At 40.7% G+C, this 19,953-nt stretch carries 18 protein-coding genes and 1 tRNA gene; 17 read left to right on the forward strand and 2 right to left on the reverse strand.

Annotation, left to right across the window (positions count from 1 at the left end; translation table 11 throughout):
- The first annotated feature begins 407 nt into the window (after window positions 1-407).
- From JQM81_RS12235 to JQM81_RS12305, 15 genes are all read left to right on the forward strand, one after another.
- Entirely contained in the window at window positions 408-917 is a 510-nt protein-coding gene (locus JQM81_RS12235; RefSeq protein WP_235234006.1) for a DedA family protein, read from the forward strand.
- Between the two features lie 18 nt (window positions 918-935).
- Complete coding sequence (locus tag JQM81_RS12240) at window positions 936-2,228, forward strand: glycosyltransferase (RefSeq protein ID WP_235234007.1); 1,293 nt, start codon at window positions 936-938, stop codon at window positions 2,226-2,228.
- On the forward strand, window positions 2,161-2,799 hold the full coding sequence (locus JQM81_RS12245) for a DUF374 domain-containing protein (protein WP_235234008.1): 639 nt from the start codon (window positions 2,161-2,163) through the stop codon (window positions 2,797-2,799). Before JQM81_RS12240 ends, JQM81_RS12245 begins: the two co-directional genes overlap by 68 nt.
- Window positions 2,800-2,844: 45 nt before the next feature.
- A complete protein-coding gene (locus JQM81_RS12250; RefSeq protein ID WP_235234009.1) occupies window positions 2,845-3,552 on the forward strand; it encodes a response regulator transcription factor in 708 nt (235 codons plus the stop codon).
- Window positions 3,524-5,602, forward strand: coding sequence for a sensor histidine kinase (locus tag JQM81_RS12255; protein ID WP_235234025.1), 2,079 nt, complete (start codon window positions 3,524-3,526; stop codon window positions 5,600-5,602). The genes JQM81_RS12250 and JQM81_RS12255 overlap by 29 nt, the downstream gene beginning before the upstream one ends.
- Window positions 5,603-6,216: 614 nt before the next feature.
- Complete coding sequence (epsC, locus tag JQM81_RS12260) at window positions 6,217-6,912, forward strand: serine O-acetyltransferase EpsC (RefSeq protein WP_235234010.1); 696 nt, start codon at window positions 6,217-6,219, stop codon at window positions 6,910-6,912.
- A 1-nt stretch (window position 6,913) separates the two neighbouring features.
- Window positions 6,914-8,320 carry a cysteine--tRNA ligase gene (gene cysS / locus JQM81_RS12265; protein ID WP_235234011.1) on the forward strand — a complete coding sequence of 469 codons (1,407 nt, stop codon included), beginning with the start codon at window positions 6,914-6,916 and terminating at the stop codon, window positions 8,318-8,320.
- Window positions 8,305-8,748 carry a Mini-ribonuclease 3 gene (locus JQM81_RS12270; RefSeq protein WP_235234012.1) on the forward strand — a complete coding sequence of 148 codons (444 nt, stop codon included), beginning with the start codon at window positions 8,305-8,307 and terminating at the stop codon, window positions 8,746-8,748. Before cysS ends, JQM81_RS12270 begins: the two co-directional genes overlap by 16 nt.
- Before the next feature lie 9 nt (window positions 8,749-8,757).
- Window positions 8,758-9,510 carry a 23S rRNA (guanosine(2251)-2'-O)-methyltransferase RlmB gene (rlmB, locus tag JQM81_RS12275; protein WP_235234014.1) on the forward strand — a complete coding sequence of 251 codons (753 nt, stop codon included), beginning with the start codon at window positions 8,758-8,760 and terminating at the stop codon, window positions 9,508-9,510.
- A 27-nt stretch (window positions 9,511-9,537) separates the two neighbouring features.
- Window positions 9,538-10,155, forward strand: coding sequence for an RNA polymerase sporulation sigma factor SigH (gene sigH / locus JQM81_RS12280; protein ID WP_235234015.1), 618 nt, complete (start codon window positions 9,538-9,540; stop codon window positions 10,153-10,155).
- Window positions 10,156-10,219: 64 nt separating this feature from the next.
- Window positions 10,220-10,292 (forward strand) — tRNA-Thr (locus JQM81_RS12285).
- A 63-nt stretch (window positions 10,293-10,355) separates the two neighbouring features.
- A complete protein-coding gene (locus JQM81_RS12290; protein ID WP_235234016.1) occupies window positions 10,356-11,696 on the forward strand; it encodes an MATE family efflux transporter in 1,341 nt (446 codons plus the stop codon).
- 33 nt (window positions 11,697-11,729) lie between these two features.
- The gene (locus JQM81_RS12295) at window positions 11,730-12,428 is read left to right on the forward strand and encodes an NUDIX domain-containing protein (protein WP_235234017.1); all 699 of its coding nucleotides are present in this window, start codon (window positions 11,730-11,732) and stop codon (window positions 12,426-12,428) included.
- A gap of 91 nt (window positions 12,429-12,519) precedes the next feature.
- On the forward strand, window positions 12,520-14,187 hold the full coding sequence (locus JQM81_RS12300; RefSeq protein ID WP_235234018.1) for a glutamine--tRNA ligase/YqeY domain fusion protein: 1,668 nt from the start codon (window positions 12,520-12,522) through the stop codon (window positions 14,185-14,187).
- Between the two features lie 25 nt (window positions 14,188-14,212).
- Window positions 14,213-15,610, forward strand: a complete 1,398-nt coding sequence (locus JQM81_RS12305) for a PLP-dependent aminotransferase family protein (protein ID WP_235234019.1) — start codon at window positions 14,213-14,215, stop codon at window positions 15,608-15,610.
- Here JQM81_RS12305 and JQM81_RS12310 read toward each other — a convergent pair.
- Together JQM81_RS12310 and JQM81_RS12315 are read right to left on the reverse strand one after the other, a co-directional pair.
- Complete coding sequence (locus tag JQM81_RS12310; RefSeq protein ID WP_235234020.1) at window positions 15,587-16,255, reverse strand: YczE/YyaS/YitT family protein; 669 nt, start codon at window positions 16,253-16,255, stop codon at window positions 15,587-15,589. The genes JQM81_RS12305 and JQM81_RS12310 overlap by 24 nt on opposite strands.
- A 124-nt stretch (window positions 16,256-16,379) precedes the next feature.
- Window positions 16,380-16,682, reverse strand: a complete 303-nt coding sequence (locus tag JQM81_RS12315; RefSeq protein ID WP_235234022.1) for a hypothetical protein — start codon at window positions 16,680-16,682, stop codon at window positions 16,380-16,382.
- A 169-nt stretch (window positions 16,683-16,851) separates the two neighbouring features.
- Here JQM81_RS12315 and cls point away from each other — a divergent pair, with 169 nt between their 5' ends.
- Both cls and JQM81_RS12325 read left to right on the forward strand, forming a co-directional pair.
- The gene (gene cls / locus JQM81_RS12320; protein WP_235234023.1) at window positions 16,852-18,414 is read left to right on the forward strand and encodes a cardiolipin synthase; all 1,563 of its coding nucleotides are present in this window, start codon (window positions 16,852-16,854) and stop codon (window positions 18,412-18,414) included.
- Between the two features lie 138 nt (window positions 18,415-18,552).
- Window positions 18,553-19,827, forward strand: a complete 1,275-nt coding sequence (locus JQM81_RS12325; protein WP_235234024.1) for an adenylosuccinate synthase — start codon at window positions 18,553-18,555, stop codon at window positions 19,825-19,827.
- Window positions 19,828-19,953 lie beyond the last annotated feature (126 nt).

Raw genomic sequence — 19,953 nt, forward strand, 5'->3', positions numbered from 1 at the left:
GATGAGTTCGTTCAGTAATTGGGAATGTCAGGCGCAAGGGAGTTGGATAGGCTGGTCTGTATCCGTCTAGTCAAGCGTTAGAATCCGTTACAGAAAAAAGAGTTGCAATTCCGTGTGAGAATTTGGCATCCAGCCAAGTTCGAAAGGACTGCTGAATCGAGAAATTATCTAAATTTCTCGGTGAATCAGTCCGGTCACGAAATTGCAACTCTTTTTTCTGTTATGGATTCTTGGCGAAGGATACCGGATACAGACCAGCCTATCCAACTCCCTTGCGCCGTACACCTTCCAATTACCAACTAACTAATCTAAATTCCCATCTTTAGAATATCTTTAGAATTTTCATTCTTCGTTCTTAAGATTTCCCTATTATGCTTATAGTATCAGAACGAAGGGAGGTCTTGTTTATGACAATCCAGATGCTTACTCAATATTTTGCGCAATATGGGGCTGTATTTGTGTTTTTGATTGTTCTGCTGGAATATATGAATCTTCCGGGATTTCCCGCAGGGGTGATCATGCCGCTGGCAGGAATCTGGGCAGCGCGTGGTGATATCAGCTTCCCTGCGGTTATGGTGATATCAGTGGCTGCAGGACTTCTTGGGAGTTGGATACTGTATTTTCTTGGAAGACTGGGCGGAGAGATCTTCCTGCGGTTTTATCTCCGGCATTTTCCACAGCATAGGGAATTGATCGAACAGAATATGGAAATGCTGCGAAAACGGGGGACGACAGGTGTGTTCCTTGGAAAACTGGTGCCCATGATCAGGACGTTGATTTCCATCCCGGCAGGTATGATTTCGATGGGATTCGGAAGTTATACATTGAGTTCCTTATTGGGTGTGTTTGTGTGGAACCTGGTATTTGTCGGAGCAGGATACTTTCTGGGAGATGCTGTGTGGCAGATTCTGAGATGATAAGAAGGGGAGAAGGATATGAAGATTGCAATGATGACAAACAATTATAAACCCTTTGTGGGAGGTGTTCCTGTGTCCGTGGAACGATTGACATGCGGGTTGCGTGAAAGGGGACATGAAGTCTGTGTATTTGCACCAGAGTACCGAGAACTGGAGAATGAAGAGACAGGAGACCAGAGAGTAGAAGAACAAGAAGATGTAGTGCGTTACCGGTCTTGCCGAAGAAAATTTGAAAATGGAATGGTTATCCCTGATGTAACGGATCCAAGAATAAGGGAAGCATTTGCAAAAAGAAAATTTGATCTGATTCATGTGCATCATCCAATGTTGATCGGAAATGTGGCAGTGGCTCTAAGCCGCAGATATCAATTGCCTCTGATCTATACATATCATACGAGATATGAGGAATATCTGCATTACATCAATGTGTTTTCAGGAAAGCGAGAGTGGACAGCTGTGGAAAAATGTCTGGAGCAAAGCAGAAAATGGCTTCCCAGGTATATGGCATCATTTATGAACAAATGTGACCTTGTGCTGGCGCCTTCTGCCGGTATGAGAGATTCTATCTTACGACAAGAAATTTCTACACCTGTCCGGATTCTTCCGACGGGTCTGGATGACGGTTCTTATGTGAAAGATGAGAAAGTATCCGATGAAATCAAAAGAACATATCTGGGGGATAAACGCTGTTTGTTCTGTACGGTGTCAAGATTGGAGAAGGAAAAGAATCTTTATTTTCTTCTGCGAAGTATTCAATGTCTTCGGCGACGTGTGGGGGATGGATTCAGCGTAATGGTAATTGGTGATGGAGCAGAACGATCGGCACTGGAACTATATGCAAAAGAGCTCGGTATCGAAGGGGTGGTGAGATTTGTCGGAGAAGTACCGAATCAGAAAGTGAAAAATTATCTGTTTGCAAGTGATGTGTTTTTGTTTGCTTCCCAGTCAGAGACCCAGGGAATTGTACTTGCGGAAGCGATGGCTGCAGGGCTGCCAGTGGCTGCTGTGTCAGCCTGTGGAGTCAATGATATTGTAAAAGATGCAAAGAATGGTTATCTTACAGCGGAGTCGGAAGATATATTTGCTGCAAAGGCGGAAGAACTGATGATGGATCACGAGAAGAGATGCAGATTTGGTGCAAATGCGCTTGGGATGGCACAGAATTATCAGATGGCTTATATCGCGGCAGAGGCAGAAGAAGATTATCGTATGATTTTAGAAGAGAGAAGGAGGGCGGAAGAATATGGACATGAAGCTTATGAAAAGAAAGATGTTATGTCGTCTGTTTTACATTTATTTAAAGCTTCTTGAAAAAACAGTATGCATAGAATGGCAGCAGCCAGAGATGTTTTCTGGACATAATATCGTGGGATTCTGGCATGAGGACAGCTTTGCTATGAATCTGGTACTCCAGGCAGTCACAAAAGAATGTGCAGACGTATCTGTTCTGGTAACTGCAGATGAACGTGGAGAATATATTCAGAATCTTCTGGAGCGTTGTGGAGGAGAAGCGGTCAGAGTAGGATATGGTTTCTGCAATGCCGGTACCTTGAAAGATCTGTTGAAAGCCTTGAAAGAAGCAAAAAGAAGTGTGGCAATTGCCATGGACGGTCCATTAGGGCCTAGACATATCCCGAAGAAACTGACCTATTTTTTGTCTGAGAAGAGTCAGACGGAGTTGACTGGAGTCACGATTTCCTATTCACATAAAATTTCTCTGAACAGACGATGGGATCATTATCACATTCCATTGCCATTTTCCAGGATTACAGTGCGGTTCGATAATTATGGAATCGTATCCTGCCATTGTCCTCCGAGAATCCGGGTATATCCTTGTGAACGGGAGTGTAGTATAATGATTGGCGGGGAAACATCCTCCTGAGAATATTCTTCTTCATATGTAGAAGGAAGGAAAGGAATCATCGGAATGAAAATGAATCATGTGTTAATCGTAGAAGATGACAAAGAAATCCGTGAAGGTGTGGAAATATATTTAAAAAGTCAGGGATATGAGGTGTATCAGGCAGCAGATGGATTGGAGGGTCTGAAAGTGATTGAATCCCAAGAGATTCATCTGGCAATCGTGGATGTGATGATGCCGCGAATGGACGGAATTCAGATGACTATAAAGTTAAGGGAAAAATATGATTTTCCTGTGATATTTTTATCAGCAAAATCAGAAGAAGTGGATAAGATCATGGGGCTTAATATGGGGGCGGATGATTACATAACAAAACCATTTACGCCAATGGAATTACTGGCAAGAGTTAATTCACAGCTTCGGCGTTACCGTAGATTTATGGAAAAACTGGATCAGAAAGAGAAGATGGAGAATATCTATATAATCGGAGGACTAGAGCTTAATGAAGATACGATGGAAGCTTCTGTAGATGGTGAACCTGTAAAATTAACCCCGACAGAATATAAGATCTTGTTACTTTTGATGAAGAACCCGGGCAGAATCTTTTCCGCAGAAGAGATCTATGAACGCGTGTGGAATGAACGGGCAGTAAATACAGATACCATTATGGTCCATGTGAGGAATATTCGTGAAAAAATAGAAATCAATCCAAAGGAACCAAAATATTTGAAGGTGGTGTGGGGTGTTGGATACAAAATTGAAAAACAGGCATAAATTGGCAGTCGTATTGATACTGCTGACTATTATGACAGCATCGCTATCAGTAATGACACAATATCATCAATGGTATCAGGAAGAAAATAAAGCCATTGAGCAGGACAGACGAGAAGAGCTTACTTCAGAAGATTTCCTGGAGCAGTTTATTGAGGCGTCGTATATTTTGTACAATACGGAAAGTACAAGAGAAGAAGCAGATTCTGATGGATTTAATGAATTTCTGGAAGAGTACATGTCGGACGTAAAAGAAGAATTTGATTCTTTCTATCCTTATCTGGATTATCAGGTCAAAGATGAAGATGGAAAAGTTGTGGCAAAGAGTAAAGTGGAGTCCAAACAATCTCTATCAGAGAAGAATATGGATGCATTTGCACTGGGAATGGTCATCACATATGATGAAAATGGTATGCCAAGCGTCAAGATCGAAAAAAGTGATTATCAGGCTGAACAGATTACCGAGTTGAGGGAAGTGCTGAATCGATTTCAAGAAGATAATCCGGAATGGGATGATGATTATTATGAGACAGACACACAGGGCATGTTTCAGACTCCAAAGGATCGCACTTATATATTTGCAATGACAGAAGAGAATCTCCAGACATATTTTGAACACTACTTTTATGTGGGAACCCATGCTCCAGAGAGTGCAAATAATTTTATTGTGATCCTGATGATCATAGTAGCTGCACTGGCGATGCTCTATCCGGTATTTCCATCGTTGAAAACAGGAGAAGAAAAAATCTTTCATGCACCGCTGGAAGCTGTGGTGATCATCTTCTGGATAATGCTTGCGGTCATATTTAACCATTGTGGATGGCTCTTTCAGAGAAATAATGGAATTGCAGATTTCTTTGATTTTACAGTCTGGATTCTGGTGTTTGCCATTGTCTATTGGACGGCGTCCTGCGTGCGCCATATTTACACAATGGGAATCCGACGTTACCTGAAAGAAGAGACACTCACAGGTTCTTCATGGAAATATATCAGACAGATATGGCAGCTCCTTATGACCAAAGGAAAAAACGGACTTCAGAAATGCTACCACTCATTGACAGATATTGACTTCCGTGAAAAAAGTAATAAAACAATCCTGAAAATTGTTGGGGTGAATTTTCTTATACTTGCCATCACATGTTCCCTCTGGTTCTTTGGTATTATGGCACTGGTTGTATATTCTGTGGTCTTATTCTTGATTCTTCGCAAATACTATAGTGATCTGCAGGAAAAATACGCGGTACTTTTAAAAGCAACCGGTGAAATCGCTAAAGGGAACCTGGATGTCGTAATCACCGAAGACCTGGGCGTGTTTCAGCCATTTAAACCAGAAATTGAAAAGATTCAAAATGGATTTAAAAAGGCAGTGGATGAAGAAGTCAAAAGCCAGCGCATGAAGACAGAACTTATCACCAACGTATCCCATGATCTGAAGACTCCACTGACAGCAATCATTACATATGTTGATCTTTTGAAAAATGAAAAAGATGAAGAGAAGAAAAAAGAATACATTGATGTTCTCGAACGCAAATCCCTGCGGCTCAAGGTACTCATAGAAGATTTGTTTGAAATCAGCAAGGCAAGCAGCAAAAACGTTACACTCAATATTATAGATGTAGATGTAGTCAATCTGTTCAAACAAGTCAAATTCGAGCTGGAAGATAAGATTAAGGCAGCAAACCTGGAATTCCGCTGCACTTACCCAGAAGAAAAAGTAATTCTCCCACTCGACAGCCAGAAGACCTATCGAATCTTCGAAAACCTCCTGGTCAACATCGTAAAATACGCAATGCCGTATACTAGAGTATACGTTGAAATCACAAAAGAAAAAGAAAAAGTACGGATTCGGATGAAAAATGTCTCCGCAACAGAACTAAACTTCAATCCCGAAGAACTTACCGAACGCTTCGTTCGAGGCGATACCGCAAGAAATACCGAAGGTTCAGGGCTTGGACTGGCGATAGCAAAAAGCTTTACAGAACTGCAGAAAGGAAAGTTGAAAATAGAAACAGAGGCAGATCTGTTCAAGGTAGAAGTTCAATTGGGGACGTAGTACTTTGCAAAAGTACTACGTCCCAAATTGAAAAATGTGGTGTCCCAAAATGAAAAATGTCCTGTACCCGATTGACATTTTTTGCGTTTTCACATATTATATATCCTATACGAGAAAAACGATGAACGGAAAGAGTAGCAGATTGTGGAACTATCAGAGAGAAACTGTCACCGGCTGAAAGCAGTTTCGAGGGAAGCGGCTGTGAAGTGCCTCCGGGAGTTGATTCGGTGAAAGGTTGGGTCATGGGAGTGGCTGATGAATGGAAGTAGCCGGATACGGAATTACACACGTTACGTGTATCAAGGTGGAGGAAGATTCCATGATCTGTTAAGGTGTGCTTTGGTTTTACGCAATCGAAGGATGTCTTTTGGTGACAGATTCTGTAAGTGGAAATTATCCTCTAGAAGAGTGGAACCGCGGAGTTGCTTCGTCTCTTAGATTTGATAAGAGACGAAGTTTTTTATTTTAATAGAGTTATTATTCTGAAAAATATATTTTAGAGAAGTACGTATTAGAAAAGTATGTATTAGAGAAGTACATTTTAGAGAAGTATCTTCCAGATAAGCTCATTTTATTTTATTAGTGGTGAACTCTGCGAAAAAGGAGAGATTTTTATGGGTATGATATCGTATGTCAAAGAAGAGATTCAAGTGATCCGGGAGCGTGACCCGGCAATCAAGTCAAATATGGAGGTGTTCTTATATTCCAGTTTTAAGGCAATCCTGCATTATCGTGTGGCACATAAGCTGTATCTGAAGAAGCATTATTTTCTGGCTAGATGGGTATCCCAGAGGGCTGCCAGAAAGACGGGAATTGAGATTCATCCGGGCGCGACTATTGGAAAAGGTCTGTTTATTGACCATGGAAGCGGGGTGATCATTGGAGAGACTGCAGAGCTTGGAGATAACATTACATTGTACCAGGGGGTGACTCTGGGCGGTACTGGTAAGGAGCAAGGCAAGCGTCATCCTACGCTTAAGGATAATGTTATGGTAAGCGCCGGCGCCAAAGTACTTGGTTCATTTACCATTGGAGAGAATTCCAAGATCGGGGCAGGAAGCGTTGTGTTAAAAGAAGTGCCGCCGAACTGTACGGTTGTCGGAGTCCCGGGAAGAGTGGTCAAGATGGGGGATGAGAGAATCCCGAGACTGGATATGGATCAGGTACATCTTCCAGACCCGATCAGTAATGATATCCGGGAACTGCAGGCAGACAATCTCAGAATGCATAAGCAGATTCAGGAGATGGAAAAACGTATGAAATGTATGAGAGATGAGAACATAGAGATTATAGAAGAGGAGAAAGCGTAATATGAAGATTTTTAATACATTATCAAGAACAAAAGAAGAATTTGTACCTTTGGAAGAGGGAAAGGTCAAGATGTATGTGTGCGGTCCTACCGTATACAATTTTATCCATATCGGAAATGCAAGACCGATGATCGTATTTGACACGGTCAGACGTTATTTTGAATACAAAGGATACGATGTGAACTATGTATCTAACTTTACCGATGTAGATGATAAGATCATTAAGAAAGCTATTGAAGAAGGGGTTTCTTCAGATGAGATTTCCAAACGTTACATTGCAGAGTGCAAGAAAGATATGGAAGGTATGAATATCAAGCCGGCGACCAAGAATCCACTGGCAACAGAAGAAATCTGTGGTATGGTAGATATGATCCAGACACTGATCGATAAAGGATATGCTTATGAGAAAAATGGTACTGTATATTACCGCACCAGAAAGTTCAAAGATTATGGAAAGCTTTCTCACAAGAATCTGGACGATCTCCGCTCCGGCGAACGTTCTCTTCTGGTTACTGGAGAAGATGAGAAGGAAGATCCATTGGATTTCGTACTCTGGAAACCGAAAAAGGAAGGCGAGCCTGCTTGGCAGTCTCCATGGTGTGACGGACGTCCGGGTTGGCATATTGAGTGCTCTGAGATGTCTAAGAAATATCTTGGTGAACAGATTGACATTCATGCAGGTGGAGAGGATCTGATCTTCCCGCATCATGAAAATGAGATTGCGCAGAGTGAGGCCGCCAATGGAAAGGAATTTGCAAAATATTGGATGCACAATGCATTTTTAAATATTGATAATCGTAAGATGAGTAAATCCCTTGGAAACTTCCGGACTGTCCGTGAGATCAGCGAGCAGTATGATCTGCAGGTACTTCGTTTCTTTATGTTGAGTGCACATTACAGAAGTCCATTGAACTTTAGTGCAGATCTGATGGAAGCTTCTAAAAATGGTCTGGAGCGTATTGTCAATGCAGCAGATAACCTGAAGTTTTTAATAGGCAATGCGAAGGCAGAAGTGATGACTGAAGAGGAAAAAGAAGCATTTACAAAGGCAGGAGAATTTACCCAGAAGTTCGAAGAGGCAATGGATGATGACTTCAATACAGCAGATGCAGTGGCAGCAGTCTTTGATCTGGTTAAATACATCAATACGACAGCAAATGCTGACAGTTCCAAAGAGTATCTGAAGAATCTGTTCGATCTTCTGGTAAAACTTACAGATGTTCTTGGTCTGATCGTGGATAAGAAGGAAGATATCCTGGATGAAGAGATTGAAAAACTGATCGAAGAACGTCAGGCCGCACGTAAGGCAAAGGATTTTGCAAGAGCAGATGCAATCAGAGATGAATTATTGGCAAAGGGAATCATCTTAAAAGATACCCGTGAAGGAGTGCAATGGAAAAGAGCGTAGAATGGCAGTTTGACTCCTATATGCAGGAATTATTCCAGATGAAAGAGGTGGATATAAAAGAATATTCACCTCTTACTTTGGCGTATATCGGGGACAGTATTTATGATCTGATCATCAAGTCACTGGTGATCAATGAGGGAAATAAGCAGGTGCAAAAGCTTCATCGTGAGACCAGTTCTATGGTACAGGCATCTGCCCAGTCGAAGATGATGCGTACGATTCAGGAGCATCTGACAGAAGAAGAACATGCAGTATTTAAGCGCGGGAGAAATGCAAAAAGTGTATCTCCTGCCAAGAATCAGTCGATTACTGATTATCGAAGGGCAACAGGCTTTGAGGCATTGATGGGATATCTGTATCTAAAAAAAGAGTGGAAAAGAATGCTGGATCTGGTTAAAATAGGATTAGATAGTCTAGAAAGCGTATAGGGAGCATATATGAATAACGAAAAAAAAGTGAATGAAAATATGATAGAAGGACGTAATGCAGTTCTGGAGGCATTTCGGTCTGGTAAGCCAATTGACAAGTTATATGTATTGGACGGATGCCAGGACGGTCCGGTGCGGACCATTGTCAGAGAGGCAAGAAAGCATGATACAATTATTCATTTCGTAGAAAAAGAACGGTTGTCTCAGTTATCTGTAACAGGAAAACACCAGGGTGTGATTGCCTGTGCAGCAGCATATGAGTATTCAGAAGTAGAAGACATGTTGAAGCTGGCAGAGGAAAAGGGCGAAGATCCTTTCCTGATTCTTCTTGATAATATTGAAGATCCGCATAATCTTGGAGCGATTATTCGTACTGCCAATCTGGCAGGTGCACATGGAGTAATCATTCCTAAGAGAAGGGCAGTGGGGCTTACTGCTACAGTGGCAAAGACTTCTGCGGGAGCCTTGAATTATACACCGGTTGCAAAAGTAACGAATCTTACAAAGACGATGGAAGAATTAAAAGAAAAGGGTCTTTGGTTCGTGTGTGCCGATATGGGCGGCAAGATGATGTATGATCTGAATCTGAAGGGACCTGTCGGATTGGTCATTGGCAATGAAGGAGATGGTGTCAGCCGCCTGGTAAAAGAAAATTGCGATTTTGTGGCAAGTATTCCTATGAAAGGCGATATAGATTCTCTGAATGCATCTGTTGCTGCAGGTGTACTGGCCTATGAGATTGTGAGACAACGGATGCAATAAAAGAAAGTGGTTCATAATGGTGGGTATATGGCAAGTTATGAGAAGATGTCGGACGAACAGTTGATCCGAAGACTCCGAGAAGGAGATAAGAGTATTATCGATTATATTATGGAGAAATATAAGAATCTGGTGCGAAAAGAAGCCAATGCCATGTATCTTCTGGGAGGAGAGAATGATGATCTGATCCAGGAGGGGATGATCGGGCTGTTTAAAGCAGTACAGGATTATGATGTGACACAGGAGGCATCTTTTTTCAGTTTTGCAAGACTTTGTATTACACGCCAGATGTATTCAGCAATCGAAGCGTCTAAGAGAAAAAAACATAGTCCGTTAAATAGCTATATTTCCTTATATGAGAAGACGGATGAGCAGGTCACTCTTTTGGAGACAATGGAAGCGGGCGGTGAAAGCAATCCGGAAGAATTACTGGTGAATCGTGAATATGCAGAATTGCTGGAAAGTAAGCTGGAGGAATCGCTCAGTGACCTGGAAAACAGAGTATTATATCTACATCTTCTGGGAACCGATTATAGGACGATCGCTCGACTATTGGATAAAAGCCCTAAGACAGTTGATAATGCACTGCAGCGGATTAAAAGTAAGACAGAAAGGATTCTGGAAAAAGAAAAGGGAGAAAATCACTGAAATTTTTATTGACAAACTGAGGATTAATATTGTATAGTATCAATGTTGCATATATGATATGCGTGCTGCCTTGGCTCAGTCGGTAGAGCGTCGCCTTGGTAAGGCGGAGGTCGGCGGTTCGATTCCGCTAGGCAGCTTACAGAAAACCCTTGATTGATATCAAGGGTTTTCTTTGGTATGTGGAAAAGAGGGAACAGAAAATGAAGAAAACAACAATTATGACAGAAGGATCTATATGGAAGAAGCTTCTGATGTATTCTATACCGCTGATCTTGGGAAATTTATTTCAGCAGTTATATAATACAGTGGACTCTATCATTGTGGGGAATTATATTGGAAGTGAAGCACTTGCGGCGGTAGGATCAAGTGGAAGTATCATTAATCTGTTGATTGGATTCTGTGTAGGAGCGTCCGCGGGGGCGGGAGTAGTCATTGCACAGTTTTTTGGTGCGCAGGATAAAGAGGGCGTCAGAAAAGCAGTACATACAACGCTTGCAATTGCGATTGCAGCAGGTGTTGTCATGACAGTAGTGGGGATTCTTTTGGTCCCATTTTTGTTAAGAGCGATGGGGACGCCAGAAGAAGTATTTGGACAGGCAGTGACATATCTACAAGTATACTTTGGAGGGATTTTTTTCTCTGTTATCTATAATATGTCAGCAGGAATCTTAAATGCAGTAGGCAATTCCAGACGGTCATTGATCTACTTAATGATTGCTGCTGTATCCAATATATTTCTGGATCTTTTACTGGTCGTGGTCTTAAAAATGGGAATTGTCGGTGCGGCCTTGGCGACCGACATCAGTCAGCTGCTTTCTTGTATTTTTATTCTTTTGTTTTTAACGAGGAGTCAGGAAATATATCGTGTGCGCCTGAGAGAAATCCGATTTTATGAGCGGATGCCATCTAAGATTATTAAGATTGGACTTCCAACAGGAATTCAGCATGTCGTGATTTCATTTTCAAACGTGCTTGTTCAGTCCAGTGTAAATAGTTTTGGTGCGGCTGCGATGGCTGGATTTGCGGCTTACATTAAAATAGACGGATTTAATATTCTTCCGGTTATGAGCTTTAGCACGGCGGCAACAACATTTACTGGTCAGAATATTGGAGCGGGAAAATATGATCGGGTGAAGAGAGGAATGTATGTTTCTCTGGCGATGGGAATTATCTATACGATAGCGACAGGAATTCTTCTGCTGATTTTTGCACCACAGGTAATAGGCGTCTTTACAGACAACCAGGAAGTTGTGACATATGGAGTTTATATTATGAAGTTTTTCTGTCCGTTTTACTGGTCTTTGGCAATTCTCCATGTATTGTCCGGGACTATCCGAGGGACAGGTCATACGCTGGAACCTATGTTAGTGATTCTGTTTTCACTATGTGTGTTCCGTGTCATTTGGATTACAGCGGCTTTGTCAATTGCACATCAATTTTCTTATGTTATGGTTGTGTATCCATTGTCTTGGATGGTTGGTATGATATTGATTTTGCTCTATGCATGGAAGGGAAGATGGATGCCGAAAAAAGCAGCATGATTCATATATCAGAAGTAAAAGGAGGAGATAGAGATGCCATCATTTTTAAGTGACTTGTCAAAATTTCAGGGAACGGGCGAGAAAAATGCGGATGGAAAAACGTTGGAAGAATTTTTGGAAGAATACGATCCATATCGTTATCAGACACCGAGCTGTACTACAGATGCAGTCATATTTGCGCACTCGGGAAAATTAGAGAAAGGTCTGGAAGGGTTGAAACTTCTGCTGGTTAAGCGAAGTAATCATCCAAGTATTGGTTATTGGGCATTGCCGGGAGGATTTATCAATATAAAGGAAGATCTGGATGACACAGCCAGAAGAGAACTGGAAGAGGAGACAGGTGTCAAGGGACTTGTGATGGAACAGATTGCAACTTACGGAGATTATGATCGGGATCCTCGTGCCCGTGTGATTACTACGGCATATATGTCTTTGGTTGATGAGAAAGATGTAAAGGTACAAGCCGGAGACGATGCGGCAGATGCAGTATGGTGTGAGGTAGGCCTGGAGATGACTCAGACAGAATGGACAAGGGATTGTGAGAAGAATCTGTATACACTTCGGATCCGGAACAAAAGCCGTCATCTGGATACAACGGCGCTTGTAGAACAGACAGTAGTGACAGGGTTAATAAGAGAACAGAAATTCCAGGTGAAAGAGATGGGAACGCTGGCGGCTGATCATGCAGCGATCATTGTCCATGCTCTTGTATTGTTGAAAAAACGTCTGTAAACTGCTGAAAACGGTGGAATCTACCTTGTTTCACCATATTTTTTATGATAAGATAATGTGCATAACGTAAGTATCTACAAGGAGGAGCCCTATGGGAGAAGAAACAGTTTCTAAAAATTTTATTGAACAGGAAATAGATAAAGATCTGGCGGAAGGAGTTTATACAGAGGTATGTACAAGATTTCCACCTGAACCGAATGGATATCTGCATATCGGACATGCGAAATCCATTCTTTTGAATTATGGATTAGCACAGAAATACAATGGAACTTTTCATCTTCGATTTGATGATACAAATCCAATGAAAGAAGATATGGAATTCGTAGAATCTATCAAGGAAGATGTAAAGTGGCTGGGCGCAGACTGGAAGGAACATCTGTATTTTGCTTCCGATTATTTTGATGTTATGTATGAGTGTGCTATTAAGCTGATCAAGAAGGGAAAAGCATATGTCTGCGATCTGACTGCAGAAGAGATTCGCGAATATCGTGGAACACTGACAGAGCCAGGAAAGAATAGTCCATATCGTGATCGCTCCGTAGAAGAAAACCTGCGATTGTTCGAAGAGATGAGAGACGGAAAATGTAAAGATGGTGAGAGAGTTCTCCGTGCGAAGATTGATATGGCATCTCCGAACATCAATATGCGTGATCCGGTCATCTACCGTGTTGCACACATGACTCACCACAATACAGGTGATAAATGGTGTATTTATCCGATGTATGATTTTGCACATCCGATTGAAGATGCTGTGGAAAAGATTACACATTCTATCTGTACACTGGAGTTCGAAGATCACAGACCTCTGTATGACTGGGTAGTAAGAGAATGCGAGTTTGATCCTGCGCCGCGCCAGATTGAATTTTCAAAATTATATTTGACAAATGTGGTAACCGGTAAGAGATATATTAAGAAATTGGTTATGGATGGTATTGTAGATGGTTGGGATGATCCAAGACTGGTCTCTATCGCAGCATTGAGAAGAAGAGGATTTACTCCGGAATCCATCAAAATGTTTGTTGAGATGTGCGGGGTATCCAAGAGTCAGAGCTCTGTTGATTATGCAATGCTGGAATACTGTATTCGTGAGGATCTTAAGTTGAAGAAGCCTCGTATGATGGCAGTGTTAGATCCAATCAAACTTGTGATTGATAATTATCCAGAGGGAGAAGTGGAATATCTGGATGTTGATAATAATATGGAAAACCCGGAGCTTGGAGCACGTAAAGTTCCGTTTTGCCGCGAACTGTATATAGAGCGCGATGACTTTATGATCGAGCCTCCGAAGAAATACTTCCGACTCTTCCCCGGAAATGAAGTCCGTCTGATGCACGCATATTTTGTAAAATGTGAAAGCTATGAGACGGATGCAGATGGTAATGTAACTGTGGTACATTGTACTTATGATCCTGAGACGAAATGTGGTACTGGATTTACTGGAAGAAAAGTCAAAGGAACGATCCACTGGGTGGCTGCGCCATATGCAAAGCAGGCAGAAGTTCGTCTGTATGAGAATTTGATTGATGAGGAAAAGGGAGTTTACAATAAAGAAGATGGTTCGTTGAATTTGAATCCGAATTCACTTGAAGTCCGTAAAAATTGTTATGTAGAAGACAGTTTTGCAGAGGCAAAGGGCTGCGATAGTTTCCAGTTCGTAAGAAATGGATACTTCTGTATCGATTCCAAGGACTCAACACCGGATGACTTGGTATTTAACCGAATTGTGTCTTTAAAGAGCTCTTTTAAATTGCCAAAATAAGAAACGGTAATGATGGAGTTGCCTTATGAATGAATTAACCATGAACCTGAAAACGCATTCAAAGATTCCTCTGTATGAGCAAATCTACAATTATATCAAGTCGGATATTCAAAATGGAAAAATTGCATATGGAGAGAAGTTGCCATCTACCAGAGCACTGGCAAAGCATCTGGAAATAAGCAGAAGTACGGTGGAACTTGCCTATGAGCAATTGTTGTCAGAAGGATATATTGAGTCGGAACCTTATCGGGGATTTTTTGTGGCGCAGATTGAAGAGTTATATCATCTTCAGAAAGGAAAGATTACATCTGCAAAGATATATAAAGAAAAGAAAAAGTATAAATATGATTTTACTCCCAATGGAGTAGATTTGAAAAGTTTCCCATATAATGCATGGAGAAAATTGTCAAAAGATATTCTGATGGATGATAAAACTGAATTATTCAGGGCGGGAGATTCACAAGGAGAGTATGGGTTCCGCAATGCAATCTGCAATTATCTGTATCAGGCGCGAGGAGTTAACTGCACACCAGATCAGATTATCATTGGAGCAGGTAGTGACTATATTCTTATGCTGCTCAGTACGATATTAGGGGTTCATCATCGAATTGCGTTTGAAGACCCCACTTATAAACAGGCATACCGAATGGTCAGAAGCCTGTCTTATGAGACGGCTCCGGTACCAATGGATAAGAATGGTATGAAAGTATCTGAATTAGAAAAGTCCGGGGCGGACATTGCCTATGTAACACCATCTCATCAATATCCTACAGGAGTTATCATGCCGCTCAAACGACGGCTGGAACTTCTGCGCTGGGCTTCTCAGGAAGAAGGAAGATATATCATAGAAGATGATTACGATAGTGAATTCCGTTATAAAGGGAAACCGATTCCTGCACTTCAGGGATATGATGGTGAAGATAAGGTTATCTATCTTGGAACATTTTCCAAATCCATTGCTCCGGCTATCCGTCTTAGTTATATGGTTCTTCCGAAGCCATTGCTGGAAGTGTATGATCAAAAGAGCCGGTTTGTTAATTCTACCGTTTCTAAGGTGGATCAGATGATCGTGCAGAAATTTATAGAGGAAGGGTATTATGAACGGCATCTGAATAAAACAAGAGCATTGTATAAGAGCAGACATGATGTGCTAATTGAAGGATTACGTCCAATGATGGATATCTGTAAGATATCAGGAGAACATGCGGGGGTTCACCTTCTTCTGACTTTCCATAACGGAATGTCAGAAGAAGAATTGATTCAACGGGCAGAAGCGGAAGATATTCGTGTCTATGGGCTTTCGGATTATTGTATTCAGGAAAAATATGAAGGAAATGCCACCATATTGTTAGGATACGCGAACCTTTCGGAGGAACAGATTCGAGAGGCAGTTCAGATATTAAATTGCTGTTGGAAAAAATAGTATATATACCTTTTGAATAAGTTTTTCATTAATTGGAAGGAAAATATTAGCTACAGGTCCTACACAGGCAGCACAGATCACAGTTCCGAGTCCAACTGAACCTCCCAATAGGAATCCTGCAAGGACAAAAGAAATATCTGTTATGACACGTACGATTCCGAAACTTTGTTTTGTCTTATCACTGATTACAACGGCAACCAGGTCGTTAGGACCAGTTCCTGCGTCGGATTTGATTACAATAGTCATACCATAAGCCAATATCACACATCCCAGTGCGAGAATAATAAGCTTATATGCGAGGGGACTGCTTTCCGTTACCACTGGTTTTAGGATGAGTGTAAATATATCTATAATAGGTCCTCCAAAAATCATACAAAGAACGGTGCCTATTTTAATATAGGTTTTGTCTGTTGCCAGAAGAATCAGAATAATCAGGAAGCAAAGAGCGATATGGACACGTCCGTGAGTTAAAAATTCCCATCCTGTCAGATTAGACAATGTACGATAGACTCCCTGCACCAGCACATTATAGGGGTCAGAACCGAGATTTGTAAGGAGGAACAAAGTGACCCCCAGATGGGCAATCGTCAGTCCTACCATCAGAATGATTATTTTTAATAAATTTATTTTATAGTTTTTAAACATAATATTCCCCTAAACTTAGTATTGGATTTCTTTTTGTTTAGTATATCGTATCTTAAAATAAAAATAAAGTGCGTAAGTCTTGTTATCAGTAACTTACGCACTTTAATTGTATTCTTTTTACAATCTATGCTTCTTCCGTTGATTCTTCCGTATCAGTACCTTCAGCTTTTTCTTCAGCAGGAGCTTCATCTTCAGGGACTGTCTCAACAGTCTCTTCTTTGACTGATTTATCAGATTGATTTAAAGAAACATATTCACGGTCTGTCACCGGTTTTAAATCACTGTCAAGATCAAAATCTTCATCTTCAAAATCATCGGCAAATTCATCATCCTCGTTGATATCTTTTTTCTTTAAATAATATATAAGGCCTGCAGCGGCACTGCTGACAGCAGCCAGACCTAATAGTTTTTTGCCCCAATTCTTCATGATTGTTATAACTCCTTTCAAATCTGTTATTGAATATATCATACCACAGTTTTTGGCAATTTTCCTCTAAAATTAATATAAAATATAAATAATATTGTAATACAAATTTCATAAATGTGTGTTACACTGTAACATATGCGAATGACAGCAGAAGGAGAAAGCAAGAATTATGAGTAAAAATCAGACAGCAGGTACAGCAAAGAAAGGTTTGTTCCGTATTATATTCAGCAGAACAGGAATCATACTGCTTTTACTTTTATTGCAGATTCTGTTTTTTGTAGAATTTATTTTTCGGGTAGAAGCGTATGCGCCATATGTCTATGGAATTATTCTGGTTCTGGAAGTCATTGTTATAGTGTACATTATTAATTCCAAAGGGAATCCGGCTTTTAAAATGACGTGGATACTGTGTGTGCTGACTTTTCCTCTGATAGGAACGGTATTTTATATTTATGTACAAATGCAGGTGGGAACGAGATTTCTCCAGGATCGTTTAGCGGTATTGAAGATTGAGACAGATCCATATATGCAGCAGGATCAGGATACATTAGGGGCTATCTGGGCAAGCAAATCGGCTAATGCACAGTTGTCTTATTATCTGTCTAATCAGCTGGGCTTTCCTACCTATCGTAATACAGAGGTGAAGTATTTTCCACTTGGAGAGTATAAGTTCAAGTATCTGACTGCAGAATTAAAAAAAGCAAAAAAATATATCTTTATGGAATATTTTATTGTAGAGGAAGGTTACATGTGGGGAACCATCCTGGATATTCTGAAGGAAAAAGTGAAAGAGGGTGTTGAAGTACGGTTCATGTATGATGGCATGTGCGCAATTTCCATGCTTCCTTATAACTATCCGACTTATTTAAAAAAATATGGAATCAAATGTAAGATGGTGAATGCAGTAAAGCCTTTTTTATCAACGACACAGAACAACAGGGATCATCGAAAAATCTGTGTGATTGATGGGAAGATAGGATTTACTGGTGGAATTAATCTTGGAGATGAATATATCAATAAAAAAGTAAGGTTTGGGCATTGGAAGGATACTGCAATTATGTTAAGAGGAGATGCCGTACAGAGCCTGACCATGATATTTTTACAGATGTGGAATGTGGACGAACGTCGGAAAGACGAATATGAAAAATATCTGACGCCAAAGCGAAAGGGACTTCATCGTGAGATGGGATATGTAATTCCTTATGCCGACAGTCCGTTTGACAATGAAAATGTAGGAGAAGAGGTATATTTTCATATTCTGAATCATGCAAAAAAATATGTTCATATCATGACCCCTTATCTGATCCTGGATAATGAGATGATAACGACACTTTTGCGTGCGGCAAAGAGTGGAATAGAAGTGATTATCATTATGCCTCACATTCCAGACAAATGGTATGCATTTGTGGTTGCACAGACATTTTATAAAGAATTGATTGAAGGAGGCGTGCAGATCTATGAGTATACTCCTGGGTTTGTTCATGCCAAAGTGTTCGTCTCAGATGATGACACTGCAACGGTAGGAACTATTAACCTGGATTATCGGAGTTTATATTTACATTTTGAATGTGGTGCGTTTATTTATAATAATTCAGAAATAGATAAAATCGAACGTGATTTCCAGCATACCCTGACAAAATGTCATAAGGTGACATTGATAGAAGTAAAGAATCGAAGTACATTTTCAAAAATTACAGGGCAGGTTCTTCGTCTTGTCGCGCCCCTGATGTAAAAAGTGAAGAAAAATATTGAAGAATCGTTGAAAATGCATTTTACAGAAGCGGGAAAATATAGTATAATTCATAAGTGGTTCCATTAGGAATACTTGATAAGAATGATAAGTTATGTTAATAACGCAGGAGGAATTGATATGGTTAAAGCAGTAGTTGGTGCTAACTGGGGAGATGAAGGAAAGGGTAAGATTACGGATATGCTTGCTGAGAAGGCAGATATTATCGTAAGATTTCAGGGAGGTGCTAATGCAGGACATACCATTATTAATGATTATGGAAAATTTGCATTGCATACTTTGCCATCAGGCGTATTCTATGGTCATACTACCAGTATTATAGGAAATGGTGTGGCATTAGATGTTCCGGTCCTTTTTAAAGAGATCCAGTCTATTGTTGACAGAAATGTTCCGATGCCGAAGATTCTTGTGTCTGACCGTGCCCAGATGGTGATGTCATATCATAAGAATTTTGATGCATATGAAGAGGAAAGATTGGGAGGAAAATCCTTCGGTTCAACCAAATCGGGAATTGCCCCATTTTATTCTGATAAATATGCAAAGATTGGTTTCCAGGTAAGTGAACTTTTTGATGACGAGTTGTTGAAAGAGAAAGTTAAAAGAGTTGCAGAGCAGAAGAATGTTCTCTTAAAGCACCTGTACCACAAACCAACAATCAATCCTGACGATCTTTATAATGAATTACAAGAATACAAGAAGATGGTAGAGCCATATGTATGTGATACTTCTCTCTATCTTCACAATGCGTTAAAAGAAGGAAAAGAGATTCTTTTAGAAGGACAGCTCGGATCCCTGAAAGATCCAGATCATGGAATCTATCCAATGGTTACATCTTCTTCTACATTGGCGGCATATGGTGCAATCGGCGCTGGAATTCCTCCATATGAGATTAAAAAGGTAATTACAGTATGTAAAGCATATTCAAGCGCTGTAGGAGCAGGTGCCTTTGTAAGTGAGATTTTTGGAGAAGAAGCAGATGAACTGAGACGTCGTGGCGGTGATGGGGGAGAGTTCGGTGCAACAACTGGGCGTCCAAGAAGAATGGGATGGTTTGACTGTGTGGCATCTAAGTATGGATGCAGAATGCAAGGAACAACAGATGTGGCGTTTACCGTATTGGATGTTTTGGGATATCTGGATGAGATTCCAGTATGTGTTGGTTATGAGATTAACGGAGAAGTGACTACAGAATTCCCAACGACACACTTATTGGAAAAGGCAAAACCAGTCTTAAAGACACTTCCAGGATGGAAATGCGATATCCGTGGAATTAAGAAATATGAAGATCTGCCAGAAAACTGCCGTAAGTATATCGAATTTGTAGAAGAACAGATAGGATATCCGATTACAATGGTTTCTAATGGACCAGGAAGAGAAGATATCATCTATAGATAGGAATTTAGATGAGTAAATTTTGTGATTGAGGAGTGCACGGCGCAAGGGAGTTGGATCGGTTGGTCTGTATCTGGTATCCTTCGCTGAGAATCCATAACAGAAAAAAGAACTGCAATTTCGTGACCG

The sequence above is a fragment of the Faecalicatena contorta genome, assembly GCF_021531895.1.
GTDB lineage: Bacteria > Bacillota > Clostridia > Lachnospirales > Lachnospiraceae > JAFBIX01.